This window comes from Nocardiopsis sp. CNR-923 (assembly GCF_001942255.1).
In the GTDB taxonomy this organism is placed as follows: Bacteria; Actinomycetota; Actinomycetes; order Streptosporangiales; family Streptosporangiaceae; genus Nocardiopsis.
The window spans coordinates 28526-54426 of record NZ_MKKC01000077.1 but is presented as its reverse complement, the minus strand read 5'-3'; the positions used below and the strand labels follow the sequence as shown (position 1 = coordinate 54426).

The window sequence follows — 25901 nt, the reverse complement described above, 5'->3', positions numbered from 1 at the left end:
CACGAACGGGGGACCACACGTGAGTACCACCCATCCTCCCGACCCTGAGGAGCTGCGCGCGCTCGCCGTGCGCGCGGCGGCCGAGGCGGGGGAGCTGGCCGCCGGGGGCCAGGCGGGCGTCACCGTGCTCGACACCAAGTCCAGCCCCACGGACGTCGTCACGAAGATGGACCGGGCCGCCGAGGAGCTGATCCGTGCCCGGCTGCTGGGGGCCCGCCCCCACGACGCGGTCCTCGGTGAGGAGGGCGGCGGTGTGATCGGCACCAGCGGCGTGCGGTGGATCGTCGACCCGATCGACGGCACGGTCAACTACCTGTACGGGAGTCCGGACTGGGCGGTGGCGATCGCCGCCGAGGTGGACGGGAGGGTCGTGGCCGCCGCCGTGAACGTCCCCTCGCGCCGGGAGATGTTCGAGGCGGTCCTCGGGCACGGTTCCCGCCGCAACGGCGTGGCGCTGCGGGCCCCGGACGCCGTGCCGCTGGACCGGGCCCTGGTGGCCACCGGCTTCGGGTACTTCCCCGAGCGGCGCGCCCACCAGGCGCGGGTGCTGCTGGAGGTGCTCCCCAGGGTGCGCGACATCCGGCGCTGCGGCGCCGCGGCCGTGGACCTGACCGGACTGGCGACCGGCCGCTGCGACGCCTACTACGAGCGCGGACTCAACCCCTGGGACTGGGCCGCGCCCGGCCTGATCGCCAGTGAGGCCGGCGTGCGCGTGGGCGGGGCGGCCGGCGGGCCGCCCAGCACCGATCTGGTCATCGCGGCGCGCCCGGAGCTGTACGAGGCCCTCGACGGCCTGTTGGCGCCGCTCGGCGCAGACACCGACGGCTGACGGCCGCCGGGGCCGCGGTTCCCTGGGCCGCCGCGGTGTGAACGCCCCAGGACACGTGAGAGGCGGGGCGGACCCGTGATCCGCCCCGCCCCGTGTTCGGGGCCCCGCCGGTCCGGGGGGATCCGGGTCAGGGCCGCCGCACCCGCGTCAGCAGCGGGTGTCGATGCCGTTGCGAGCCGCGATCCGGTAGAGGTCCTCCAGCTCCGACGCGTGTGTGTCGGCGAGGAAGTCGTCCCCGGCGGCCTGAGCCGAGCGGAGCGACCGGGAGGTCTCGTTGATCCGGACCTTGATCTCTGCGAGGAACTCGCCCATGACACCTCTCTCAGGGGTCGGCACCGGGGCACACGGGTGTCCCGGTGAAAGCCGTCAGCGCACGACTGCGTGTCCGCGCGATCCGATGGCGCCACTTCGGTGTGGCGCGTACCCGTCGCGGTCCGGCCTGAGGCGGCCGGTGCCCACGCGTGCGTCTCCTACCCCGGCCGCCGGGTGATCCAAACCCCACCGGCGACCCCGGTTTCAGGGACCGGCCGCCGAGCCCCGGACGGGCCCGGGGGCAGGCGGGGTGGGGCATGACACATCTCCCCGGTGCGCCCCATGCTTACTTGTTTCTTATTCTTGATGTGTCAGATTCGAGATGTGCGGGGTTGGGCCGCCGCCGACGGTTGGGGGATTCGTCGGCGGCGGCTCCCCGTGCGCAGCAGGGATCGAAGCTCTCGGCCCAGCGCCCGTGTCCCCACGGGATGAGGAGAGTGGTTCTCCGCGGAGGAGGCCACGGCGGGTTTACCGCCTCCTTACTCCGGATGTGGGAGAACGGATGACGCGGCCGGGACCAAGAACGCCGCTGCCGGTGTGTTGGGGGATGCGCCGGCAGCGGCCCCTCTTTCTTTTTCCCAGGCAACAGAGGTCGAGAAGGTCAACGTGCGCGTACTCGTGGTCGAAGACGAACGGGTCCTGGCCGACACCGTGGCGGTTGGACTCCGGCGCGAGTCGATGGCGGTGGACGTGGTCTACGACGGTGACACCGCCCTGGAGCACGTGGCCGTCAATGACTACGACGTGGTCGTCCTCGACCGAGATCTGCCCGGCACCCACGGCGACGACGTCGCCCGGTCGCTGGTGGGAGACAGCTACACCGGCCGCATCCTCATGCTCACCGCCTCCGACGGTGTCCAGGACAAGGTCGAGGGGCTCACCCTGGGAGCCGACGACTACCTGGCCAAACCCTTCGCCTTCGCCGAACTCGTCGCGCGCGTGCACGCCCTGGGCCGCCGCGCGGTGCCGCCGCTGCCCCCCGTCCTGGAGCGGCACGGCATCGAGCTCGACCCGGCCAACCACCGGGTGCACCGCGACGGCCGCGAACTGGCGCTCACGCCCAAGGAGTTCGCCGTCCTCCACGTGCTCATGCGCGCGCGTGGGACCGTGGTCAGCGCAGAGGGGCTGCTGGAGAAGGCCTGGGACGAGAACGCCGACCCCTTCACCAACGTCGTCCGGGTCACGGTGATGACCCTGCGCAAGAAGCTCGGCGAACCGCCGGTCATCCAGACCGTCCCCGGTGCGGGGTACCGGTTGTGAGACCGGCGGAGCGCCCGGAGCCCGGACAGGTCGAGCCGACCCGCCCGGGTGACACCGGCACGTGGCGCAGGCTCAACACCGTGGCGCCCTCCGGACAGGGCGCGGAGCGCTCCGCCGCCGCCGAACGGGTGCACCGCTTCACCGACAACCTCAGCCTGCGCTCGCGGCTCACCCTGATCTACGGGATGCTGTTCTTCGCCGCGGGCTCGGTGCTGGTGCTGGTCAACTACCTGATCGTCACGGTGCTGCTCAACGCCCTGCTGGCGGAGGAGAGCGCCGCGGAACTGGCCGCGCAGAGCTACCTCATCGAGGAGGTCCTCACCCACGTCACCCGCTTCTCCCTGCTCGCCCTGTTCCTGGTCGGGCTGCTCGCGGTGGCGTTGGGGTACGCGGTGGCCGGGCGGGCCCTCTCCCCGCTCCAGAAGATCACCCGGATCGCCCGGCGGCTGTCCGAACGCTCCCTGCACGAGCGGATCGCCCTGTCCGGGCCCGACGACGAGATCCGCGAACTCGCCGACACCTTCGACGGCATGCTGGAACGACTCGACCGCGCCTTCGACGGACAGCGCCGCTTCGTCGCCAACGCCTCGCACGAACTGCGCACCCCGCTGGCGATCAACCGGACCCTCCTGGAGGTGGCGCTCAGCTCCCCGGAGGTCTCCGCCGACCTCAAGAGCGTTGGACAGACCCTGCTGGAGACCAACGCGCGCCACGAACGCCTCATCGACGGCCTGCTCTTCCTGGCCCGCAGCGACCGCGAGCTGGAGGCCCGCACCCGGGTCGACCTCGGCGAGGTCGCCGAGACCGTGCTGAGCCAGCTGGCGGGCGACCTGTCCGAGTCCGGCCTCCAGCTGCGTCTGGACCTGCGCCCGGCCCTGGTGGAGGGCGACCCCGTCCTGTTGGAGCGGCTCGTGGGCAACCTCGTGGAGAACGCCCTCAAGTACAACGTCGCCGAGGGCGAGATCACCGTCCGCAGCGGCATGTACGAGGGGCGCCCCGCCGTCCAGGTGGAGAACTCGGGCAAGGTGATCCCCGCCTACGAGATCGAGGGCCTCTTCGAGCCGTTCCGACGCGGCTCCGGCGACCGCGTGGGTTCGGGACGCAGCGCGGGACTGGGTCTGTCCATCGTCCGTTCCGTCGTGCGCGCGCATGAGGGCGTCGTGACCGCCTGGCCGCGCGCGGGCGGGGGGCTGGTCGTCACGGTGTGCCTGCTCGGTCCCCCCGGCGAGACGGCCGAGCGCCGCTGAGTGCCGCGCGCGAGCTGCGCAAGGCCACGCTTCGTGGTATCTATACGTGTCCGAAGACACGCCCACCCCTGTCACGAGCGTCGACTCCGGGTGGGTATGCTTCCCCGGGCGTGGACACGGAGGGAATCCCTCCTGACGTGGGCATGTCTTGGATATTGCCCACCGGTGGGGGAGTGTTCCGCGCTCGTCCGGGATGGGCGAACAGGCTCCCGTGCGGGAGTCCGACACCGGGTAGTACACGGGGAGCCGACCGAGGTGTGGCCGCCATGGCCGCCTTCGGTCACGGTCCCGTGAGAGTGCCGCTGACCTGTGGACGGTGACCCGGGAGGGGGCACGGTTCGCCAGGAACGGAAAAACTCATCGGCGGAACCGGGCACAACGAAGGTCTCTCAAGCGTTACACCCGCGCGACGAGGCACTGAACGAGGGGGATGGAGTTAGCACAGATGGCCACCGACTACGACAGCCCGCGCAAGACTGACGAGGAAATCAACGAGGACAGTCTCCAGGAGTTGCAGGCGCGGCGCGGGGAGAAGGCCGCCGGGCCGATCGACGCCGACCCGGACGAGGTCGCCGAAGGTATGGAGCTGCCCGGCGCGGATCTGTCCGGCGAGGAGCTCGCGGTCCGCGTCCTCCCGCGTCAGGCCGACGAGTTCACCTGCGCGCGGTGCTTCCTGGTGCACCACCGCAGCCAGCTCGCCGAACAGCGTGACAAGCAGCTGATCTGCAAGGAGTGCGCCTGAGCGGACGGGGCGGACCACCGTCCCCGTCCGCGGTACCCACCGCCGAACCCCCGTCGCCGGGGCCCGCACGGCGGTGACCGTCGCGCCGGGCGCCGACATCACGCACGGCGGTGGACGGCCGACCACACGCGTGCCGCGTGCGGTGGGCCGTCCACCGTGTGTCGTCCGGGCCCGCGTACCGCCGCGGAAGCCGACCGCGGGGCCGGGTCAGACCTCGATCGCGTCGCGGCCGGACCGGGTCAGCCCCTTGCGCGCGGTGCGCACGGCGAGCACCCGGGCGACCTCCACGCCGACACCGGCCACCACGGCCCACCCCAGGGCGTGACCGAGCCCGACCTCGGGGGACTCGATGTCCGTAGGGGGCTCCTCCCCGGTGGCACGGGTCCAGGCGAAGGTCAGGGCTTTGCGGGTGACGTACTCCGCGGCGAACCCCGCCACGAATCCGATCAGAGCGGGGGCGAGTTCACCGCCGTCCTTCTTGGCCATGTTGTCTCGTTCACCGTTTCCGTTGGGCTTCGATGGCACGCCCGTGGCGCGCCGTGTCCGTAGTGGGGATCCTTTCACGGACGCCCCCAGCACGCATGATACCCGGGTAGGGTATTGGCGCCCGCGGTGCAGCGCCGGGAAAGCGGAACGAACACGGCCGCCAGCGGACTACCATTGCCACATGACCAACCGCTCTCATTCCTTCCGCATGCCCGACAAGCCTTCGCTGGACGGTATCGAGGCGAAGTGGGTCGACGTATGGGATGAGTCCGGCGTCTACCACTTCGACCGCACCCGCGGCCGCGAGGACGTCTTCTCCATCGACACCCCGCCGCCCACCGTCTCGGGCTCGCTGCACATCGGCCACGTGTTCTCCTACACGCACACCGACACGGTGGCCCGCTTCCAGCGGATGAACGGCAAGGCCGTCTTCTACCCGATGGGCTGGGACGACAACGGTCTGCCCACCGAACGCCGCGTCCAGAACTACTACGGCGTGCGCTGCGACCCGTCGATCCCCTACGACCCGGACTTCCAGCCCCCGGTCAAGCCCGACCCCAAGCGGCAGATCCCCGTCTCCCGCCGCAACTTCATCGAGCTGTGCGACCAGCTCACCGAAGAGGACGAGAAGGTCTTCGAGTCGATCTGGCGCCGCCTCGGGCTGAGCGTCGACTGGCGGCACACCTACGCCACCATCGACGACGACTCCCGTGCCGCCGCCCAGCGCGCCTTCCTGCGCAACCTGGCCCGCGGCGAGGCCTACATGGCCGAGGCGCCCACCCTGTGGGACGTCACGTTCCGCACCGCCGTCGCCCAGGCCGAGCTGGAGGACCGGGAGCGCCCCAGCGCCTACCACAGGCTCGCCTTCCACCGGCCGGACGGCACCCCGGTCCACATCGAGACCACCCGTCCCGAGCTGCTCGCGGCCTGTGTCGCCCTGGTCGCCCACCCCGACGACGAGCGCTACCAGGACCTGTTCGGCACCACCGTGCGCACGCCGGTCTTCGGCGTCGAGGTCCCGGTCCGGCCGCACCGCCTCGCCGACCCCGAGAAGGGGTCCGGCATCGCGATGATCTGCACCTTCGGCGACATCACCGACGTCACCTGGTGGCGCGAGCTCCAACTGGAGACCCGGCCGATCATCGGCTGGGACGGCCGCATCATGGCCGACCCGCCCAAGGGTCTGGAGTCTCCCGAGGGACGCGAGGCCTACGCCTCCCTCGTCGGCGCCACCGTCCACACCGCGCGCGAGCGCGTGGTCGCCCTGTTGCGCGCCAGCGGCGACCTCATCGGCGAGCCCACCGCGATCACGCACCCGGTGAAGTTCTACGAGAAGGGCGACAAGCCCTTGGAGATCGTCACCACCCGTCAGTGGTACATCCGCAACGGCGGACGTGACGAGGGTTTGCGCGAGGCGCTCATCGAACGCGGGCGCGAGCTCGTCTGGCACCCCGAGCACATGCGCTCGCGGTACGAGAACTGGGTCGGCGGGCTCAACGGCGACTGGCTGATCAGCCGACAGCGCTTCTTCGGCGTGCCGTTCCCGGTCTGGTATCCGCTCGACGCCGAGGGCAACCCCCGCTACGACGCGCCGATCCTGCCGCGCGAGGACCAGTTGCCGGTCGACCCCAGCTCGCAGACGCCCGAGGGCCACACCGAGGACCAGCGCGGCCAGGCGGGCGGCTTCATCGGCGACCCCGACGTCATGGACACCTGGGCGACATCCTCGCTGACGCCGCAGATCGCCTCCGGATGGGAGCGCGACCCCGACCTGTTCGGGCGCGTCTTCCCGATGGACTTCCGCCCCCAGGGGCAGGACATCATCCGCACGTGGCTGTTCTCCACGGTCGTGCGCGCCCACTTCGAGAACGGCGCCCTGCCCTGGAGCACCACCGGCGTCTCCGGCTGGATCCTGGACCCGGACCGCAAGAAGATGTCCAAGTCCAAGGGCAACGTCGTCACGCCGGTCGCGCTGCTGGAGAAGTACAGCTCCGACGCGGTCCGGTACTGGGCGGCCAGCGGGCGCCTGGGCACCGACACCGCCATGGACGAGGGCCAGATGAAGGTCGGCCGACGACTGTCCATCAAGATCCTCAACGCCAGCAAGTTCGTCATGTCGGTCGCGGGTGAGGGCGCCGTCACCGACCCGACCGCGGTCACCGAGCCGCTGGACCGCGCGATGCTGGCCACCCTGGCGGACGTGGTCGAGGACGCCACCGCCGCCTTTCGGGCCTACGACCACACCCGGGCCCTGGAGCGCGCCGAGCGGTTCTTCTGGGACTTGTGCGACGACTACCTGGAGCTGGTCAAGGCCCGTGCCTACGACACCGGGTCGACCGAGGGCGCCTCGCGCGCGCGGCCCTGCTCATCGCCCTGGGCGCCCTGCACCGGCTGTTCGCCCCGTTCCTGCCCTTCGTCACCGAGGAGGTCTGGAGCTGGTGGCAGGAGGGCTCCGTGCACTCCCAGCCCTGGCCGGAGGCGGCCGAGTACCGCGCCGCCGCCGTCGACGGCGACCCGGCCGTACTGGCCGCCACCGCCGAGGTGCTGCGCGCCGTGCGCAAGGCCAAGTCCGAGGCGAAGTTGTCCATGCGTGCCGAGGTCGAGCGGGTTCGGGTCTGGGGCAAGCGGGTCGAGGCCGCCCGGGCGGCCAGCGGCGACATCGCCGCCGCGGGCCGCGCCGCCGGGATCGACTTCGAGGCCACTGACGAGGCCGAGCTGACCGTCGAGGTGACGCTGCCCGAGTCCGCCCAGGACTGACGACCAGGCCGGAAGGGGGGCTGGGCTCGGGCGCCCGGCCCCCCGTTCGCGCGTCCCGGGTCCGGCCGCGGCCGGAGTCCGTCCCGCGCTCCGGGGCGTCGGACACCGGGCGCACCTCCCGAAGGGCGATAGGCTCAGCGGTTGTGAGTACCTCATCCCTGGAAGGCGGACGGATCCCGATCACGGTCCGCCGCCTGGACCCCGGCCTTCCCCTGCCCGCGTACGCGCACCCCGGCGACGCGGGCGCGACCTGTACACCGCCGTCGACGTCGACCTCGCGCCCGGTGAGCGGGCCACGGTTCCCACCGGGCTGGCGATCGCCCTGCCAGAGGGGTTCGCCGCGTTCGTCCACCCGCGTTCGGGGCTGGCGGCGCGCTGCGGCGTGACCATCGTCAACGCGCCGGGCACCGTCGACGCGGGGTACCGCGGCGAGATCAGGGTGACACTCATCAACACCGACCGGGACACCCCCGTACGCCTGTCGCGCGGGGACCGCGTCGCGCAGCTGGTCGTCCAGCGTGTGGAGCGGGCCGAGTTCGCCGAGGCGGACTCCCTCCCCGAGTCGGTGCGCGGAGTTGGCGGGTTCGGTTCGACCGGGGGCCACGCCGCGTTGCGGTGAGGTCGCCCCGAAATCCCGGTGTCACCCGGGGAGCAACGGAAGCGGAGAGGTGAAGGGCGTGTTTGGACGCCGCCGTAGGAAGCGGGACGACAAGACCGGCAGAGCCGCGGAGACCGGGTCCGCCGCTCGGCGGAACGGCGCCGCGGGAGAGGTCTCCTTCGACAACGAGATCGAGCCCGAGCGGCCGACCGAGCAGGTGGCCAAGGAGGCCGACCGTCACCGGGCCACCGGCCCCTGGGACTCCACCGAGGATGTCCCCGAGGCCCGGCGCATGGACCTGGGCAGCCTCAAACTGCCCATGGAGCAGGGCACCGACATCCAGGTGAACGTCGCCCAGGACGCCAGGGGCAGGCAGAAGATCATCGGTGTCACCCTCGTGCGCGGCAAGACCGCGCTCCAGGTGCAGCCTTTCGCGGCCCCCAAGTCCTCGGGGTTGTGGGACGAGATGCGCGAGGAGCTGCGCGAGCAGGTCACCAAGCAGGGAGGCCAGGCCGAGGAGCACTCGGGCACCTTCGGCCCCGAACTCCAGGCCGTCATCCCGGTCCAGGGGAAGAAGACCGAGGACGGCAGGCAGCTGGGTCAGCGGGTGCGGTTCATCGGAGTGGACGGCCCGCGCTGGGTCCTGCGCGGCGTGATCCGCGGCGAGGGCGCCTCCAAGCCCGAGATGATGGCCGAGGCCGAGCAGCTGTTCGCCAACATCGTCGTGGTCCGCGGCGAACAGCCGGTGCCGCCCAGCGAGCTGCTGGAGATCACCGTGCCCAAGCAGCTTCAGGAGCGGATGGCCGCCGCGGTCAAGGAGCGCAACGCGCATCGCGCGGCCCAGCGCGGCAACGCCGGGAGCTCCCCGAACGGCTCGGCCAGCGCGGGTCAGGCCGGGCGGACTCCCGACGAGGCCGAGGGCTCCTGAACCATCGGAAGGCGTGCCGGGGCGGCGTAGGGTGATGGTCATGACGGACACGAACGACAACCGCGCCCCCCGGCCGCTCCCCGAGAACTGGAACCGGGCCCTGGCGGTCGTGGCGCACCCCGACGACCTGGAGTTCGGGGTGTCGTCGGCGATCGCCCGCTGGACCGCTCAGGGCAAGAGCGTGGTCGAACTCATGGTCACCCGGGGTGAGGCGGGCATCGACTCCCTGCCGCCGGAGCAGTGCGGTCCCGTGCGCATGGCGGAACAACGCGCGTCGGCCGCGATCGTGGGCGCCGAGACCGTGGAGTTCCTTGAGTTCGCGGACGGCGCCCTGGAGTACGGGCTCTCCCTGCGGCGCGCGCTCGCCGAAGCGATCCGGCGGCACCGCCCCGACGTCATCGTGTCCGTCAACTTCCGCGAGGCCTTCCCGGGCGGCACCTCGTTCAACCACGCCGACCACCGGGTGCTCGGCCCCGCCCTGCTCGACGCGGTCCGCGACGCCGCCAACCGGTGGGTGTTCGCCGACCAGCTCGGCGACGGCGTCGAACCGTGGTCCGGGGTGCGCTTCGTGGCCTTCGGAGCCTCGCCCCGCTCCACGCACTTCGTGGAACTGGGCGAGGCCGACCTGGCCGCGGGGGTGGCGTCGCTCGACGCGCACGAGGTGTATCTGGCCGGCCTGGACGGCTTCGACCAGAAGTCCTTCCTGTCCAGCGCCGCCGCGGAGGCGGGCCGCCGCGTGGGTGCGGCGCTGGCCACGGAGTTCGAGGTCTTCGACGTGTGAGGTCCGGCTCAGGCGTCGGTGCGCACGCGCACGAGCTGCCCGGGCCGCCGGTGTGGGACGGGCCCAGCGATGGGTCGCTCCTCACCTGGACGGGGGAATGACGGTCGAACCAGGTGGCGGTGCTCAGGAGGCGGCACCGGGGTCCACGGGGTCGGCGACGCGGCCCAGGAACAGGATCGCCTCGCCGAGCCGGAGAACGAACGCGAACGGCCGGTCGACGGTGAACTCCACGGGCGGAGAGGGCACGATCGCCGACATCACCGTCACCGCGGCGGTGGCGGCGGCGCCCTCGGCTCCCTTCTCGTCCACCCTCAGCACGGCCTGGTGCAGAATCCCCTCCACCCGGAGCGGCTCGTCGCTGATTCCGTCGAACCGGGCGCGGTCACCGGCCAGCCTGGTGACGCCCAGCTCCGCCAGGGGTGCCAGGAGCTGGGTGTCGGTCCCCACCGAGAAGCGGGGCAGCGCCAACTCCACCTCACGGAGGCGGCGCGCCCGGTACAGGTCGGCCAGGGCCGCCGCGTCCGGCGTCGGCGGCGCGGACGAGGGGTCCTCGGGCAGCAGCACGTCCAGGGTCAGGCCGTGCTCACCCGCCAACCCGACCATTCGCCACCCCGCCGCCTCCGCGTAGGCCATGTCCTCCCGGCGGTGCATGGTGGGTACCTCGCGGGGACCGGCGGGAGCGCGGAAGGTCCGCCCGCGCGTGGCGTCCGAGGCGAAGGAACCGATCCACACCATCGCGACCCACAGCGCGTTGACCAGGAGCAGTCGTGTGTCGGGGCGCACCGAGCCGGCGCGCAGCAGTTCGGGGACCAGGCCCCGGGTCACCTCGGACACCCGGCCGTTGACCCGTCGGCGCACCCCCTCCGGATCGCGAGCGAAGCCGACCCCCTCCACCTCGACGCCGGGCCGGGCGCGCACCTGCCCGGCGAAGGTGGGCCGCACGCGCAGGTCGTCGGGCACGTACAGGCCGTTGAGGGTGGCCAGCTCCAGACCTTCGGCGGCCGAGACCGCCGCGTCCAACGCGGCCAGGTGGACGGGGACGTTCCGACCGAGCAGCAGCTCCAGCTCGTCACGGGTCCGGCCGCCGCGCCGGACGCGAGCACGCCCAGCACCGTGCCGACCGAGTGCGGGGACCAGACGTGTGAGGCGTCCGGGGCGGCCAGGACCCGGTCCAGGGCGGCGGCGAACGCGAGGTGGTCGGTTCTCGGCGGGTCGGACAACCTCATGGGATCTCCGTACGTTGTTGATCGGCCTGGGAGGGCCGGGTGTGGCTGACGGGGTGCTGACTTCGCTGACTTCGGAGGAACGGCCCCCCGACCCTCCGGGGCGCTCCGGTCGCTGATGGAGATCTGGGCGACGGGGTCGGCGCCGCCAGGGTACGGACTCGCGGCGAAGGTCGCCAGATGTGACACCGGGCACACGTCAAGGGCGGGCGAACCGGGACGGGATGGGACGGAGCGAGGTCCCGGGACCCACCGCGTCCGCCGTGCGCCCCGGGGCGGCGCGGACGCGTGGACTAGGCTGGACGGGTGGCGCCGGACCCGTGCGAGGGCGGCTCCGACCGGACACGACGAGCAGCGACCGGGAGCGGGATGACAGACCAGCAGCGGGCCTCCGGGGAGACCGCCGGGCCGACCGGGGACGGCGACGGGGCGGACACGCCCAAGGTCACCGAGGACACCGTCGAGGCGCTCGTACGTTCCAGCTGGCCAAGGCACTGGGGGGCAAGCGCGGCATGGTCGAGACCGCCGTGCCCACCCTCTCCTTCACCCTGTCCTACGTGGCGTTGTCCGACCTGCGGCAGTCGATCATCGCCGGTGTGGCGGCCGCGCTGCTGCTGGGCGTGCTCCGCCTGGTCCAGCGCTCGTCGGTGCAGTACGTCCTCACCAGTCTGTTCGGCATCGGCATCGCGGCGGTCTTCGCCATGCGTAGCGGCGAGGCGGCCGACGCGTTCCTGCCCGGTGTCATCTACAACGCGGTCTACGCCGTGGTCCTGAGTCTGTCCGTGCTCGTGCGCTGGCCCGCGATCGGCCTCATGATCGGCCCGTTCATCGGCGACAGGGAGGACTTCACCTCCTGGCGGGCCAACCCGGCCGTGGTCAGGCTGTCCTCCCGGCTGACGTGGCTGCTGGTCCTGCCGTGCGTGATCCGGGTGATCGTGCAGTATCCGCTGTGGCTGCTCGACCACCACGACGTCGCCGACACCTTCGCCCTCCTCGGTCTGGCCAAGGTCGCGATGGGCTGGCCGCTCCAGGTGGCCGCGTTCGCCGCCATGGTGTGGGTCCTTGCGCGGGGCCGAACCCCCCTGGTGAACCGTGCCGACCCCGGGCCGCGGGACCCGGAGCAGGGCGACGGCGGTCGCTAGTCGCTCTGGTCCGGCGCGCCGCCGTCGGCCGGGCCGAGCAGGGCCTCCAGGGGTCCCAGCGCCTCCGGTTCGGCGAGGAAGACCACCGTGTTGCCCACCGTCAGGGTGCGTGCCGGGTCGGGCGGGCGCACACCGCCCGGACCGACCACCGCGACCAGCGCCACGCCCTCGGGAAGGCGCCCGGTCATGGCACTCTCGGGCCCGCCCACGAACGGACTGGCGGCGTGCAGCACGGACTCGGCGATCTCCGCGCCCGGCAACGGCGGCAGGGCGCCCTCCTCGGCCAGCTCGTCGTCGGTGACCCCCTCGACCAGATCCGCGATCAGCCGTGGCGGGGAGACCGCCAGGTCCACGCCCCACGACTCGTTGAACAGCCACTCGTTGTCGGGCTCGTTGATCCGGGCGATCACCCGGTCCACACCGAACTCGGTCTTGGCCAGCAGCGACACCACGAGGTTGACCTTGTCGTCGCTGCTGGCGCGATCACCACGTCGGCGTCGCCCAGACGGGCGTCCTCCAGGCTGGCCAGCTCGCACGCGTCGGCGAGCAGCCACTCCACCTGGGGGAGGTCGTCGACGCCGATCGCCCGGGTGTCCCGGTCGATCAGCAGCACGTCGTGGCCGCTGGCGGCCAGTTCGGTGGCGATGGAACGGCCCACGCTGCCCGCTCCCGCGATGGCGATCCGCATCTCACTCGTGTCCCGTCTCTTCACCGGTGTCGAGGCGCAGCTGGTCGAGGTCGCGGCCGTGCGCGACCACGTGCAGGACGTCGCCCTCGGTCAAGGGCTCGTCGGAGCGCGCCAGCAGGATGGAGCCGTCCCGGGTCAGGTACACGACCCGGACTGGGGTCCGTGCCTCCAGATCGGCCACCCTGCGTCCGACCCAGCTCGGGGGGAGCGTCAGCTCGTTCATGGCCAGGGTGCCGGAGGCGTCGTGCCACTCGGGCCCGGCGGCCAGCCGCTCGTCGCCGGGGACCATACGGCGCAGGATCGTGTCCGCGGTCCAGCGCACCGTCCCCACGGTCGGGATGCCAAGACGCTGGTAGACCTCGGCGCGGCGCGGGTCGTAGATGCGCGCGACGACGTGCGGCACGCCGTAGGTCTCGCGTGCCACCCGGGCGGCGATGATGTTGGAGTTGTCGCCGTTGCTCACCGCGGCGAAGGCGCCGGCGTGGTCGATCCCCGCCGCGAGTAGGACTTCCCGGTCGTGCCCCACACCCCGGACCGCGTGCTTGGACACCGTGCCGCGCAGCCGTCGGAACGCGTCGGGGTCCTGGTCGATCACCGCGACCGAGTGACCCAGGTCCACCAGTGTGTGCGCGAGGGTGGAGCCCACCCGCCCACACCCCATGATCACGATGTGCACCTCGCCCGCACTCCCGTCGAGAACGCCGTTCGACCCGGTGGACGCCGCCCGCCCACGGTCTCACCTTGGCACAGATCGTCCCGACACGCGCGACCGTCCCGGGAACCCAGGCGTGCGGTCGGCGCCGTCCGGCGGGTCCCGCCGGTCGGCTAGATTGGGTTCGGTTGGTGGCTGTGCGCGCAGGGTCACCGGTGTACCCGGCCTCTCTTCCGAAGGACTTCCCCATGACCCGTGTGGGCACCGAACTCGAACTGTCCGTCGACGACGTCGCGCACGGCGGATGGTGCGTGGGGCGCCACGACGACCAGGTGGTCTTCGTCCGCCACGCCCTGCCCGGCGAGCACGTGCGGGTGCGGATCACCGAGCGGACGTCGCGCTTCCTTCGCGGGGAGGCCATCGAGGTGCTCACGGCCTCTCCGGACCGGGTCGAGGCCCCGTGCCCGTTCGCGGGGCCCGGGAGGTGCGGCGGGTGCGACTGGCAGCACGCCTCGCTCCACGCGCAGCGCCGGATCAAGGCCAAGGTCGTCGCCGACCAACTGAACCGCATCGCCGGGATCGACCGCGCGATCACCGTCGAGGAGCTGCCCGGTCACCCCGACGGTCTGGGCTGGCGCACACGCGTGCGGTTCGCCGTCGACGCGGACGGACGCCCCGGGTTGCGCCGCCACCGGTCACACGACATCGAACCCGTGGACGAGTGCCTGATCGCGCACCCCGGCGTGACCGAACTGGGGGTGACCGACGCCGTCTGGAAGGACGTTCGGGACGTGGAGGCGGTGGCCTCCGCCAGCTGTGCCGACCGCGCCGTCGTCGTGACCCCGGCCCGCTCGAAGCTGGGCCCCCTGCCCGAGCTCAAGGCCTCCAGCGCCGTCCTGCGGCGCTTCAAGGGGGGCAGGGTCCAGTCGGTGCGCGGACGCCGCGGGGTGCGGGAGACGGTGGCCGGACACGAGTACCGGGTCAGCGCGGGCGGCTTCTGGCAGGTGCACCCGGCGGCGGGGGAGGTCCTGACCGAGGCGGTCATGGACGCCTTGGCGCCCAAACCGGGGGAGACCGCCCTGGACCTGTACTGCGGGGCGGGGCTGTTCACCCGCCCGCTCGCCGAGGCCGTGGGACCGCAGGGGCGGGCGATGGGCGTGGAGAGCGGCGCCGAGGCCGTGCGCGACGCCCGGTACAACCTGCGGGACCTGGAGCAGGTCCGGGTCGAGCGGGGCGACGTGGCCGCCCAGATGCGCGAGTGGGCGGACGTGCGCGCGGACGTGGTCGTCCTGGACCCGCCGCGGACCGGCGGCGGCGCCGAGGTCGTTCGCCTGCTCGCGGGCACCCGGCCGCGCGCGGTCGCCTACGTCTCGTGCGACCCGGCCACGCTCGCGCGGGACCTGGCCGCGTTCGACGCCGAGGGGTACGCACTGGTGGATCTTCGTGCCTTCGACGCCTTCCCGATGACCCACCACGTGGAGATGCTCGCGGTGCTGGAGCCCGTGCACAAGGCGCGCCGCCACCGTTCCTGACCGCCCGCGGGCCCGAGGGAACGCGTCCCCCGGGCCCGGCGGACCCCGCCCCGGCGTCGGCGCCGGGGGGCGCGCGGCACCGCGAGGCCCAGAGCCAGCTCGGCCATCCCCGTCCAGGAGAGCGCGGACAGCCGCTCACCGACCACCTGCACCCCCAGGAGGGGTCAGTCGCAGGTTCCGGCGTCCTCCGGGGGCAGGTCGGCCTCGGGATCGAAGTAGTGCCACGGGTCGTGGCGGCGCCAGTCGTCGGCGTCGGCCAACCGGTCCCCGCCCGCGGGTACGGGGAGGTCGAGCAGCCCGGCCAGGTCCGTGGTTCGCCCCTCCGGGGAGGACAACGTGTCCCAGTGCGCGGACAGGACCTCGGCGACGCGTTCGTCGGGCAGCTCCGCGAGCGCACCTGCCACCACGAGGTCCGTCTTGGAGGGCCCGAACGCGGTCAGCTGGTAGTTGACGTTCGGCGCCCAGGGCTCGGCGGCGTCGCCCGAGGAGACCGTCGTGAGCCAGACCATGAGGGGGAGCCTGGCCTGACCCGTGGCCCAGCACGGTTCGGCGTAGGCATCCGGCAGGCCCAGGACCACGCGCGCCCCTCCGCTGATGATCTCGGGCCTGAAGTAGGGCTCCTCGAACAGCCCGAGGTCGTACGTCACGACGCCCCGCCCCTCGGGCGCCTCGAAGTCCCGTGTGAACGACTCCCCGTCCTGCCAGACCACCGGAAACCGGTCCCGGGCCTCCTCCGGCAGCAACGCCAGGGGCGGGCCGAGCGCGTCGTGCCACTTGTCGACCAGGCCCTCGAAGCCCGGCAGCGGGCAGTAGGTGATCCCCTCCCTGACCTCGCAGCTCGTGGTGCCGTGCAACGCACTGTCGGGGAACCTGTGGTCCCATCCGTAGACCGCGTTCGCGTACACGGGCGTGGCCAGGGCTCCCGCGGCCAGGACCGCGCACGCACCGGCGGCGATCCCGCGCGCCGCGCCCCGCCTGGGCCGGGCGGTCAGCGCGACCGAGACGAACAGCCCGACCAACAGCAGGGCGTAGACCAGGTAGAGCCCGGAGAGCACCGTGATGCTGGGCGACCGGTTGGAGAAGGGGTCGAAGCTGAGGACGGCCAGGCTCTGCACCCGGTGGACCACCTGCGGGCCCGCGGACGCCAGGGCGGTGTCGAGGTAGAGGAGGTAGCCGGGCAGGATCACGGCGGGGACGATGATCTGGGCGTAGGAGCGGGTCCACATCGCGGCCGCGACCGAGGCGGCGGGCCCGGCCAGGGCAAGGGCGAAGGGGACGGCCCGGGCGTACGGGCTGACCGCACCCAACTGGGGGCCGTCGGCGACCAGGTGGCAGAGCACGGCCACGGCCGCCTGGCACACCACCGTGACCAGCGCGGCGGCGACCAGGAGGGAGAGCAACCGCCCGGTGCGGCCCAGGGGCGCCACGACGGAGCCGGAGTAGCGGGCCTCGCGCACCGCGGGGAAGGTGGTCGCCGCGAACATCGTGGCGGCGACGGCCAGCGCCGCGGACTCCGTCGTGTTGGCCACGTCCAGCGCGCTGGGCCGGTGGTATCCGGCCTGGGCGGCGTAGACCAGCGCCGCCGAGACCGCCGTTCCCAGGTACAGGAAGGGCTGGACCAGGAACCTGCGGACATTGAAGCCGGTCAGTCGTGCGAACGCCGCGGCGCGCCTCACACCGCCTCCCGTTCCACACCGGTGAGCAGCAGGTAGGCGTCCTCCAGGGTGGGTTCCACGCGGGTGCGCGCACCGTCGTCGGCCGGTGTGGTCCCTCCGGGGTGAGCACGCGGTAGCGGCCGTCCGCCAGCCGCCACGTGGTGACCCCCTCACGCGGGCGCTCTCCCTGCACCCACACCCTGCCCTGGGCCCGTTCCACCAGCTCACCCGGTGTCCCGTCGAAGACCACGCGGCCCCGGTCGAGGCACACGACGCGGCGGCACAGCGCCGCCACGTCCTCGATCTGGTGGGTGGAGAGCACGACGGTGCTGTGCCTGGCCAGCTCGGACACCAGGTCGCGGAACCGGATCCGCTGTTCGGGGTCCAGGCCGATGGTCGGTTCGTCCAGGAGCAGGAGTTCGGGATCGCCGAGCAGTGCGCAGGCCAACCCCAACCGCTGGCGCATTCCTCCGGACAGGCGGCGCACCCGGGTGTGGCGGCGTTCGTACAGGCCCACCCGCCGCAGGCTGCGCCGCACCTCGTCGTGGCGCGCCCGGCGCCCGCCCAGCTCCTTGAGGCACGCCACGTAGTCCACCAGGGCGAACGCGGTGAAGTGCGGGTAGAACTCGGGGTTCTGCGGCAGGTAGCCGAGGCGTCGCCGGATCTCGGTGCGGTCGGCGGCGCGGAGGGGGTCGCGTCCCAGGAGGCGCAGTTCGCCCTGGCCGGCGTCCAGGTCGGTGGCCAGGCAGCGCAACAGGGTGGTCTTGCCGGCTCCGTTCCGGCCCAGCAGGCCGGTCACCCCCGGACCCAGGTCGAGGTCGACGCCGTCGAGCGCGGTCCGGGTGCCGTAGTTGCGGGTCAGGTCGCGCGCACGGACGACGGGGACGGCCGAGTCGGTCACGAGGTCCTCATTCTGGAACGGATCAGGAGGGCCCCGACCAGGGCGGCCAGTGCCACGGCCCACCAGGGCTGCGCGTGCGGCGCGACCATGGCGAGGGGGGTGAGGTGTTCGGCGCCGGACAGCGCCGTGAGGCACAGCAGCCACAGGAGCCCCACGGCACCGCTGGACAGGCTCAGGTGGGCCCACTGGGACAGCACGAGCGAACCGGCGACCAGCGTCAGCGCGGGCAGCAGCCAGAAGACCGCCGACCACGGTGTGGTGGGCGCGGGCATGAGCAGTGCGGCGAGGGTGCACAGGATCACGGCGGGCACCAGGACCGCGCACGTGCGCACGAACAGGAGCCGCTGCCCGGCCATCGGCGTGACCGAGGTCAGGGTGTGCGCCGGATCCACGCCGCGGCCGTAGGCGAGCGCCACCCCGGCCAGGGGGAGGATCGGCGCGGTGAAGTAGAACACCAGTGATCCGCTCGGCAGCGCGTGCGCGGCGCCCAGGGCGCAGGCCAGGACGAGCACCGTGGACAGGAGCCAGGCGCGGTATAGCTGCGGTGTGGCGGCCAGCAGTTTCACGGCCGCGTCGCCGAGTCCGAGCGCGCGCAACAGGCGTTCGACCGGGTGCGCGCGGGGCCGGTCGACGACGTCGCGCAGTTCGGACCAGCTGCGTTCGATCCAGTCCTCGTCCGCGGGCAGCAGCCCTCGGCAGGGCGGGCAGTGCATCAGGTGGGCTTCCACGGACATCGCCGTGACGTCGTCGGCGGTGTGGAACGCGTAGGCGCGTATCTCGGCAGGGGTCAGGTGCCAGTTCATGTCAGTGCCTCCCGCAGACGCGCCTTGGCGCGCATCACCCGTGTCTTCACGGTTCCTTCGGGGATTTGGAGAATCTGTGCGGCCTCCCGCACGGTGAGTCCGTCCAGCACGGTGGCCTGGATGGCCGCGCGCAGCTCCGGGGAGAGGGAGTGCATGGCGGCGCCCAGGGGGCCGTGCTCGATGTTGAGCAGGACCAAATCCTCCGCGGAGGCGTCGCCGACGGTCTCGTAGGGTTCGGGGTCGACGTCGGCGATCCAGCGGTTCGCGCGCTTGCGCAGCTGCGAGATGAGTTGGCGGATCGCGATGGTCCACAGCCACGCCCCGGCGTCGGTGTCGCCGGGGCGCGGGGCGTACGAACCGGCGTTGCGCCACACTGCCAGAAAGGTCTCCTGGAGCGCGGCGTCGAGCTGGTCGGTGTCCGAGCACCGGTAGCGCAGCCGCGCCCGCAGCCATGGAGTGTGCCTGCGGTGCAGGATCTCCAGTGCGTCGGACTCCCCGGCGGCGACGGCGGCCAGCAGTTCCGGGTCGGAACTGTCGGGGCCGAAGGACGGCGCGCGGCGGCGCGAGCGGCGGAACAGCTTCACTGACGTTCTCCGGGGGTGTCTCGGTCTACGGGCCCGGGAGGAATCGGAGTCTCCCACACACGGCGGACGGCGGCAGAGCGGCCACCCCCTGGGACGGCGCTTCGGGCGCCCGCGGTCAGCGTGAGTTGCGTCACAGGGGAGTCGCGTGTCGGGAGAGCCGTGCGTTGCGTTGGCCGGGCCTTTTCGACCGCGCTCGCGCGCCGGGTGTCCGGACGCACGCGGGCGTGGGAGAAAATGGGGCGTATGCGCCTGAGGATCTTCCTTGAGCCCCAACAGGGGGCCACCTACGAGGACGAGCACGCGGCCTACGGCATCCCCTTCCCGGTCGCGGCCCGTGAGCGCTTCGACCGCTACGAGGAGCAGTTGGACATCATCACCGGTCTGTGGTCCACACCGGCCGGGGAGACCTTCCGCCACGAGGGCGAGCACTACCGGCTCGCGGAGGGGCCCGCGCTGCCCGAGCCCCAGCAGGAGCCGCACCCTTGCGTGGTCACCGGAGGGGCCGGCGCCAAGCGCACGCCGCGCCTGGCTGCCAGGTTCGCGGACGAGTGCAACGTTCCGTTCGGTTCGGTCGGGGACACCTCCGCGGCTTTCGAGCGCACCCGTGCGGCGGTGCGCGACCGCGGACGGACGTCCCCCATGGTCTACTCGGCCGCGCAGGTCCTGTGCGTGGGGCAGGACGAGCCGGAGGTCGCGCGGCGGGCCGACCGGATCGGTCGCGGCGTCGGCGAACTCCGGCGCGACGGCCTGGCGGGCACTCCGGACGAGCTGGTGGACCGGTTCGGGGCGTTCGCCGAGATCGGCGCCGAGCGCGTGTACCTCCAGGTGCTGGACATGTCCGATCTGGACCACCTGGAACTGGTGGCCGACAAGGTCGTGCCGCAGCTCGGCTGAGCGCTGCGGTCGCGGCCGGTCGGCGGGGGGCGGCGTCGGGGCCCGGACCGCCACCCGATAACTTGATATCGAGATACAAGTTGGATACCTTGACGTCAAGATAACAGCGGGACTCCCCCCGACCCGCTCCCGGCACGGGCGTGTGAACCTGACCGCTTGCGAACGCCCGGCCCCGAACATCGTGGACGCCCGCGGTCAACGGACCACCTGGTCCGCGGCGAGTGGTGTCGCCGCAGGTCAGCGTGGACCAGATGGATGCAGGTGACAGCGGAGGGCAGCCCCGTGGCTCTCCGAGGCCCCCGAGTCCGGTGAGGGCGGCCTCAGTAGGCCCCGCACCCGCCCGATCGGGCAGGATGCTGGGGACAGAGTGGCGAGATCAGGAGGCAGACACCGTGTCCGCGAACAGCTTCGGCGCCCGTGACACGTTGCGCGTTGGCGACGAGTCGTACGAGATCTTCCGGTTGGACGCCGTCCAGGGCGCCAACCGACTTCCCTACAGCCTGAAGGTGCTGCTGGAGAACCTTCTGCGCACCGAGGACGGTGCCAATGTCACCGCCGACCACATCCGCGCGCTGGGTGGGTGGGACGCCAAGGCCCAGCCCAGCCAGGAGATCCAGTTCACCCCCGCGCGGGTGATCATGCAGGACTTCACCGGCGTGCCCTGCGTCGTCGACCTCGCCACCATGCGCGAGGCCGTGCGCGACCTCGGCGGCGACCCGGACAAGATCAACCCGCTCGCCCCGGCCGAGCTGGTCATCGACCACTCCGTCGTCGTCGACCTCTTCGGCCGCCCGGACGCCTTCGAGCGCAACGTCGAGATCGAGTACGAGCGCAACTACGAGCGTTACAAGTTCCTGCGCTGGGGCCAGACGGCCTTCGACGAGTTCAAGGTCGTCCCGCCCGGCACCGGCATCGTGCACCAGGCCAACATCGAGCACCTGGCGCGCGTCACCATGAGCCGGAGCGGCCAGGCCTACCCCGACACCTGCGTCGGCACCGACTCGCACACCACCATGCAGAACGGCCTGGGCATCCTGGGCTGGGGGGTCGGCGGCATCGAGGCCGAGGCCGCCATGCTCGGCCAGCCGATCTCCATGCTCATCCCGCGCGTGGTCGGCTTCAAGCTCTCCGGTCAGCTCAGGCCCGGCACCACCGCGACCGACCTGGTGCTCACCATCACCGAGATGCTCCGCGAGCACGGTGTGGTCGGCAAGTTCGTGGAGTTCTACGGCGAGGGCGTCGCGTCGGTGCCGCTGGCCAACCGCGCCACCATCGGCAACATGAGCCCGGAGTTCGGCTCCACCGCCGCGATCTTCCCGATCGACGAAGAGACCATCCGCTACATGCGCCTGACCGGCCGCTCCGAGCAGCAGGTCGCCCTGACCGAGGCCTACGCCAGGGCCAACGGCTTCTGGCACGACCCGGCCGCCGAGCCCGAGTTCTCCGAGTACCTGGAGCTCGACCTGGCCGAGGTCGTCCCGTCCATCGCCGGCCCCAAGCGCCCGCAGGACCGCATCGCCCTGTCGGAGGCCAAGCCGACCTGGCGCCACGACGTCAACAACTACGTCTCCGACGACGAGGCGGGCGAGGAGTCCTTCCCGGCCTCCGACGCCCCGGCCACGACCGCCAACGGGCGCCCGCACCGCGCGGCCAAGGTCACCATGGCCGACGGCACGGAGACCGAGATCGACCACGGCGCCGTCGTCATCGCCGCGATCACCTCCTGCACCAACACGTCCAACCCCTCGGTCATGCTGGGCGCCGCCCTGCTGGCCAAGAAGGCGGTGGACAAGGGCCTGTCCCGCAAGCCGTGGGTCAAGACCTCGATGGCCCCGGGCTCCAAGGTCGTCACCGACTACTACGAGCGCTCCGGCCTGACCCCGTACCTGGACAAGCTGGGCTTCAACCTGGTCGGCTACGGCTGCACCACCTGCATCGGAAACTCCGGCCCGCTGCCGGAGGAGATCTCCAAGGCGGTCCAGGACAACGACCTCGCGGTCACCGCGGTCCTGTCCGGCAACCGCAACTTCGAGGGCCGGATCAACCCGGACGTGAAGATGAACTACCTGGCCTCGCCGCCGCTGGTGGTCGCCTACGCGCTGGCCGGGTCCCTGGACGTGGACGTCACCACCGAACCGCTGGGCGTCGGCAAGGACGGCGAGCCGGTCTACCTGGCCGACATCTGGCCCTCCGCCGAGGAGATCCAGGAGGTCATGGACTCCGCGATCGCCTCGGACATGTACGAGAGCGCCTACTCGGACGTGTTCGCCGGCGACGAGCGCTGGCGCTCGCTCCCGACGCGACCGGCAACACCTTCGAGTGGGAGGACGAGTCCACCTACGTCCGCAAGCCCCCGTACTTCGAGGGCATGGCCACCACCCCGGCGCCGGTCGGCGACATCACCGGCGCCCGCGTCCTGGCCAAGCTGGGCGACTCGGTCACCACCGACCACATCTCTCCGGCCGGTGCGATCAAGCCGGGCACCCCGGCGGCCGAGTACCTCAGGTCCCACGGCGTCGAGCGCCGCGACTTCAACTCCTACGGTTCCCGCCGCGGCAACCACGAGGTGATGATCCGGGGCACGTTCGCCAACATCCGCCTGCGCAACCAGATCGCGCCGGGCACCGAGGGCGGCTACACCCGCGACTTCACCCAGCCCGACGCGCCGGTCTCGTTCATCTACGACGCCGCGCAGAACTACGCGGCGCAGGACATCCCGCTGGTCGTCCTGGGCGGCAAGGAGTACGGTTCCGGGTCCTCGCGCGACTGGGCCGCCAAGGGCACCCGCCTGCTGGGCGTCCGCGCGGTCATCACCGAGTCCTACGAGCGCATCCACCGCTCGAACCTCATCGGCATGGGCGTGCTGCCGCTCCAGTTCCCGCAGCCGGTCCGCTGACTCCCTTGGCCTGACCGGCGAGGAGACCTTCTCCATCACCGGCGTGACCGAACTCAACGAGGGCCGTGTCCCGAGCACGGTCAAGGTCAGCACCGACACCGGCGTCGAGTTCGACGCGTGGTGCGCATCGACACCCCGGGTGAGGCCGACTACTACCGCAACGGCGGCATCCTGCAGTACGTGCTGCGCCAGCTCATCGCGGAGTAGGACAGGGCGGCTTCGGCCGTCGATTGATGAGAACGCGGCGGGAGTGCCGCTGGAGCGACGCGTAGCCGGTCCCGTATCCGCTGCGCACGCCCTGGATGTCCGCCCGCGCCCACACGGCGCGCAACGCGGTTCAACGGGGGCCGCCATCGTCCGACCGACGGTGGCGGCCCCCGTCTTCGTGGGCGAGGAGAACGCGGCGGGACGGTCGTCGCGCTCACTCCGGCTCACGCGCGACGGGCGTGGTGGGTATGCTCGCCGCATGTCCGATCCCCTCCTCCCCCGCGTGAGGAAGTCGGCTCCCCGCGTGCTCCCGCCGGTCCCAGCCGTTCCCCGCGTCCCGGTGTCCGCCGCCCCGCTCGTCGTGCACGTCGCCCGCGCGCCTGTCCGCCACGGGGAGCGCGCACGGGTGCGCCGGTCCGGCGGCCGGTTTCGGTACGCTCACGGACGGCCTCGTCGAGCGGGTGCAGCGCCGCGACCACCGTCGAAGGACCACGTGACCATCAACCAAGAAACGGGCCGAAGGTGAACGACCCCCAGATCCAGGACGGACCGGGCGCGGAGCACGACCGCACCGGACGGCTCGTCGGTGACTTTCGACTGGTGCGCTCGCTCGGGCGCGGCGGATTCGGGGAGGTGTTCCTGGGCGAGGCCCCGGACGGCGCCCGCGCCGCCGTCAAGGTGCTGCACGCCACCTGGGCGGGGGACCCCGAGATGCGCCGACGCTTCACGGCCGAGGTCGAGCAGGCCAGGCGGGTGAGCGGCTTCTGCGTCGCCGCGATCCTGGACGCCGATCCCGAGGCACCCGAACCGTGGATCGCCACGGAGTTCATCGACGGGCCCACCCTGCACGACGCGGTGGCCCACACGGGCCCCCGCAGCGGTGTGGAGCTGCACCGCCTGGCGGTGTCCACGGCGACGGCGCTGGCGGCCATCCACGCCGCCGGGGTCGTGCACCGGGACCTGAAGCCGGAGAACATCATGCTGGCCCCGGACGGGCCGCGCGTGATCGACTTCGGCATCGCCAAGGCCGTGGAGTCCACCTCGGTCACCGCCAGCGGCGTGATCGGGACCATCGGTTACATGGCGCCCGAACAGCTGGAGGGGGTTCGCCTGACCGCGGCCGTGGACATCTTCGCGTGGGGTTCGGTGATGGTCTACGCCGCGACGGGGCACGAGGCCTTCCCCGGCCCCACCCAGGCCTCACGCATCGCCCGCATCCTCAGCGCCGAGCCCGAACTCGGCGCACTCGCCGGTGTCCTGCGCGACATCGTCCGCACCTGCCTCGACAAGGACCCGGCCCGCCGGCCGAACGCCGCGACCCTGCTCAACCAGCTCGTCTCGCGCCCGGCGACGGCTCCCAGCCCGCCCCGCCGCCCGCCGACACCGACGCGGCCACCCGGGTCGTCGCGGACCGGACCCGGATCGAGGGGAGCGCCGCGGCCCCGGTCGGTCCCACGCGCGTCGAGCGGCCCGTCCCCGTCGACCCGACCCGTGTGGAGCCGCCCGCGGCGGTGGACCCGACCCGCGCCTACACCCGGCTCGCCCCTGGAGGCCCGCCGCCAGCCAGCGGCCCGGTCACCGGCGCCAACCGCCAGCCGAGCGCGCCCCACCACGACGGAGTGCCCCCGTACCACTTCGTCGGCGTCCGGTTCACCGACACCCGCTCCCTGGCCACGGCCATGCAGCAGAACTGGAACGCCGCCGTCCGCGTCTTCAGCGACCCGCAGGAACGCGCGGCGCTGGGCGCCTGGATCATCGACGACCTCGGCGACGTCTCGGTCGACCGCTCCATGTTCCGCCGTCACGTCAACGACGCCAACCTGGCCATCGCCTCGTTCATCGCCCAACTGTGCCCCGAGTTGCCACCGGTCTTCCGCGGCCGCGGCGTCACCCCGGCGGAACTGGGCGGACTCTTCCACGACCCCCGGCCGCTGTTCACCGGTGCGCCGCTGGCCAACGAGATGGCGCTGCTCGCCCGCCCGGACGTCCTTCGTGTCCTGGACGCGCACCGCAGTCCCGAGCCCGGCCGTCTGCGCCAGCTCGCCGATCACCTGGAGGAGGCCGAACGCGCTGGGATCGACCTCCACCGCCAACTGGTCGACCAGCTGGCCGGTTGGCGCTCGGCCCGCGCCGAGGCCAACCCGGCGCTCATCCTCACCTTCCTGCTCCACCCGGAGCGGATGGTGCGGCCCGACACCGGCGGGGACCGGGAGCTGTCGGACTGGGTCGACATCCTGTGGAGCCGCGTCGAGGCCAGCCCGCTGCCCGCCAACGCGGGGTGCGCGGCCGTGGTCTACGGATCCATGGCCACGATGCGCGCGCTCGCCCATCAGCAGCGCGACTGGGAGGGGCGGTTCGCCGAGGTGCGGGGCACGCACGAGACTTTGGCGGGCAGGACCGCCCTCCAGACGCGGCTGCACACCGTCGTGCGCTCGGCCCGGTACGCGTTCCTGGGTCTGCCGTTCGGCGCGGTGCTGGCCCTCGTCGGCGCCGCGGCCGGAACCGACTACCCCGCGGACTGGATCGTCCACCTGCTGACCGTGATCGGCGTCGTCGGAGCCGTGGTCGCGACCGTCAGCGGAGCCGCGCTGCGGCTGCTCTGCGGCGATGCGGCCCGGCGCGCCCGACGTGTGTGGGACCTGCAGCAGTCCACCGCGCGCCTGCCGGAGCTGACCTCGGGGGTGGAACGCATCCGGGGCGACCTGGAGCAGGCGCGCAGGATCTGCGCCTGACGATCCTGCGGTCGGTCGCCGCGCCCGGGACGTGTCGACGCTCGGAGAGAGC

General features: G+C 72.3%; 14 protein-coding genes and 9 pseudogenes. 14 read left to right on the top strand and 9 right to left on the bottom strand.

Features of this window, described 5'->3' with window-relative positions; translation table 11 throughout:
- The first annotated feature begins 19 nt into the window (after positions 1 to 19).
- Positions 20 to 829: an inositol monophosphatase family protein gene (locus BJF83_RS11655; RefSeq protein ID WP_075926292.1), complete on the top strand. Its 810-nt coding sequence runs from the start codon at positions 20 to 22 to the stop codon at positions 827 to 829.
- 147 nt (positions 830 to 976) lie between these two features.
- On the opposite strand, the gene BJF83_RS27890 is transcribed toward BJF83_RS11655, so the two are convergent.
- A complete protein-coding gene (locus BJF83_RS27890) occupies positions 977 to 1141 on the bottom strand; it encodes a hypothetical protein (protein ID WP_017598337.1) in 165 nt (54 codons plus the stop codon).
- A gap of 606 nt (positions 1142 to 1747) precedes the next feature.
- On the opposite strand from BJF83_RS27890, the gene BJF83_RS11650 reads away from it, so the two are divergent.
- The 3 genes from BJF83_RS11650 (at position 1748) to BJF83_RS11640 (ending at position 4390) form a co-directional block, all read left to right on the top strand.
- Positions 1748 to 2401, top strand: a complete 654-nt coding sequence (locus BJF83_RS11650) for a response regulator transcription factor (protein ID WP_075926291.1) — start codon at positions 1748 to 1750, stop codon at positions 2399 to 2401.
- Complete coding sequence (locus tag BJF83_RS11645) at positions 2398 to 3648, top strand: HAMP domain-containing sensor histidine kinase (protein ID WP_075926290.1); 1251 nt, start codon at positions 2398 to 2400, stop codon at positions 3646 to 3648. Before BJF83_RS11650 ends, BJF83_RS11645 begins: the two co-directional genes overlap by 4 nt.
- Before the next feature lie 445 nt (positions 3649 to 4093).
- On the top strand, positions 4094 to 4390 hold the full coding sequence (locus BJF83_RS11640; RefSeq protein ID WP_075926289.1) for a DUF4193 domain-containing protein: 297 nt from the start codon (positions 4094 to 4096) through the stop codon (positions 4388 to 4390).
- 207 nt (positions 4391 to 4597) lie between these two features.
- Here BJF83_RS11640 and BJF83_RS11635 read toward each other — a convergent pair whose 3' ends face one another.
- Positions 4598 to 4876 carry a DUF4235 domain-containing protein gene (locus tag BJF83_RS11635; protein ID WP_075926288.1) on the bottom strand — a complete coding sequence of 93 codons (279 nt, stop codon included), beginning with the start codon at positions 4874 to 4876 and terminating at the stop codon, positions 4598 to 4600.
- Between the two features lie 181 nt (positions 4877 to 5057).
- Between BJF83_RS11635 and valS the strand changes: the two are divergent.
- From valS to BJF83_RS11615, 4 genes and pseudogenes are all read left to right on the top strand, one after another.
- Positions 5058 to 7633, top strand: a pseudogene (gene valS / locus BJF83_RS11630) (valine--tRNA ligase).
- A gap of 143 nt (positions 7634 to 7776) precedes the next feature.
- Positions 7777 to 8252: pseudogene (gene dut, locus BJF83_RS11625) on the top strand (dUTP diphosphatase).
- A 58-nt stretch (positions 8253 to 8310) separates the two neighbouring features.
- Positions 8311 to 9159, top strand: a complete 849-nt coding sequence (locus BJF83_RS11620; RefSeq protein ID WP_075926299.1) for a DUF3710 domain-containing protein — start codon at positions 8311 to 8313, stop codon at positions 9157 to 9159.
- 40 nt (positions 9160 to 9199) lie between these two features.
- Positions 9200 to 9940 carry a PIG-L deacetylase family protein gene (locus tag BJF83_RS11615; RefSeq protein WP_075926298.1) on the top strand — a complete coding sequence of 247 codons (741 nt, stop codon included), beginning with the start codon at positions 9200 to 9202 and terminating at the stop codon, positions 9938 to 9940.
- A gap of 123 nt (positions 9941 to 10063) precedes the next feature.
- On the opposite strand, the pseudogene BJF83_RS11610 reads toward BJF83_RS11615, so the two are convergent.
- Positions 10064 to 11166: pseudogene (locus BJF83_RS11610) on the bottom strand (serpin family protein).
- A 366-nt stretch (positions 11167 to 11532) separates the two neighbouring features.
- Here BJF83_RS11610 and BJF83_RS11605 point away from each other — a divergent pair.
- Positions 11533 to 12305: pseudogene (locus BJF83_RS11605) on the top strand (DUF3159 domain-containing protein).
- Here BJF83_RS11605 and BJF83_RS11600 read toward each other — a convergent pair.
- Both BJF83_RS11600 and BJF83_RS11595 read right to left on the bottom strand, forming a co-directional pair.
- Positions 12302 to 12993, bottom strand: a pseudogene (locus BJF83_RS11600) (potassium channel family protein). The pseudogenes BJF83_RS11605 and BJF83_RS11600 overlap by 4 nt on opposite strands.
- A gap of 1 nt (position 12994) precedes the next feature.
- Entirely contained in the window at positions 12995 to 13669 is a 675-nt protein-coding gene (locus BJF83_RS11595) for a TrkA family potassium uptake protein (RefSeq protein ID WP_075926287.1), read from the bottom strand.
- A gap of 224 nt (positions 13670 to 13893) precedes the next feature.
- On the opposite strand from BJF83_RS11595, the gene BJF83_RS11590 reads away from it, so the two are divergent.
- Entirely contained in the window at positions 13894 to 15177 is a 1284-nt protein-coding gene (locus tag BJF83_RS11590) for a class I SAM-dependent RNA methyltransferase (protein ID WP_075926286.1), read from the top strand.
- A 164-nt stretch (positions 15178 to 15341) separates the two neighbouring features.
- Here the strand turns inward: BJF83_RS11590 and BJF83_RS11585 are convergent, their stop codons facing one another.
- From BJF83_RS11585 to BJF83_RS11570, 4 genes and pseudogenes are all read right to left on the bottom strand, one after another.
- Complete coding sequence (locus BJF83_RS11585; RefSeq protein WP_075926285.1) at positions 15342 to 16853, bottom strand: hypothetical protein; 1512 nt, start codon at positions 16851 to 16853, stop codon at positions 15342 to 15344.
- Positions 16850 to 17733, bottom strand: a pseudogene (locus BJF83_RS11580) (ATP-binding cassette domain-containing protein). The gene BJF83_RS11585 and the pseudogene BJF83_RS11580 overlap by 4 nt, the downstream one beginning before the upstream one ends.
- Positions 17730 to 18536: a zf-HC2 domain-containing protein gene (locus tag BJF83_RS11575; protein ID WP_075926284.1), complete on the bottom strand. Its 807-nt coding sequence runs from the start codon at positions 18534 to 18536 to the stop codon at positions 17730 to 17732. The pseudogene BJF83_RS11580 and the gene BJF83_RS11575 overlap by 4 nt, the downstream one beginning before the upstream one ends.
- Positions 18533 to 19120, bottom strand: a complete 588-nt coding sequence (locus tag BJF83_RS11570) for an RNA polymerase sigma factor (RefSeq protein WP_075926283.1) — start codon at positions 19118 to 19120, stop codon at positions 18533 to 18535. Before BJF83_RS11570 ends, BJF83_RS11575 begins: the two co-directional genes overlap by 4 nt.
- Before the next feature lie 285 nt (positions 19121 to 19405).
- Between BJF83_RS11570 and BJF83_RS11565 the strand changes: the two are divergent.
- The 4 genes and pseudogenes from BJF83_RS11565 to BJF83_RS28955 form a co-directional block, all read left to right on the top strand.
- Positions 19406 to 20014 (top strand): annotated as a pseudogene (locus BJF83_RS11565) (LLM class flavin-dependent oxidoreductase); the annotation flags it as partial.
- Between the two features lie 392 nt (positions 20015 to 20406).
- Positions 20407 to 23117, top strand: a pseudogene (gene acnA / locus BJF83_RS11560) (aconitate hydratase AcnA).
- Positions 23118 to 23639: 522 nt separating this feature from the next.
- Positions 23640 to 24392 (top strand): annotated as a pseudogene (locus BJF83_RS28960) (serine/threonine-protein kinase); the annotation flags it as partial.
- A gap of 236 nt (positions 24393 to 24628) precedes the next feature.
- Entirely contained in the window at positions 24629 to 25849 is a 1221-nt protein-coding gene (locus BJF83_RS28955) for a hypothetical protein (protein ID WP_262391474.1), read from the top strand.
- Positions 25850 to 25901: the final 52 nt, after the last annotated feature.

Bases quoted from the DNA above. Each gene is read 5' to 3' on its own strand.
- BJF83_RS11615 (WP_075926298.1), top strand. From the start codon at position 9,200: ATGACGGACACGAACGACAACCGCGCCCCCCGGCCGCTCCCCGAGAAC.
- BJF83_RS27890 (WP_017598337.1), bottom strand. From the start codon at position 1,141: ATGGGCGAGTTCCTCGCAGAGATCAAGGTCCGGATCAACGAGACCTCC.
- BJF83_RS11590 (WP_075926286.1), top strand. From the start codon at position 13,894: ATGACCCGTGTGGGCACCGAACTCGAACTGTCCGTCGACGACGTCGCG.
- BJF83_RS11635 (WP_075926288.1), bottom strand. From the start codon at position 4,876: ATGGCCAAGAAGGACGGCGGTGAACTCGCCCCCGCTCTGATCGGATTC.
- BJF83_RS11640 (WP_075926289.1), top strand. From the start codon at position 4,094: ATGGCCACCGACTACGACAGCCCGCGCAAGACTGACGAGGAAATCAAC.
- BJF83_RS11575 (WP_075926284.1), bottom strand. From the start codon at position 18,536: ATGAACTGGCACCTGACCCCTGCCGAGATACGCGCCTACGCGTTCCAC.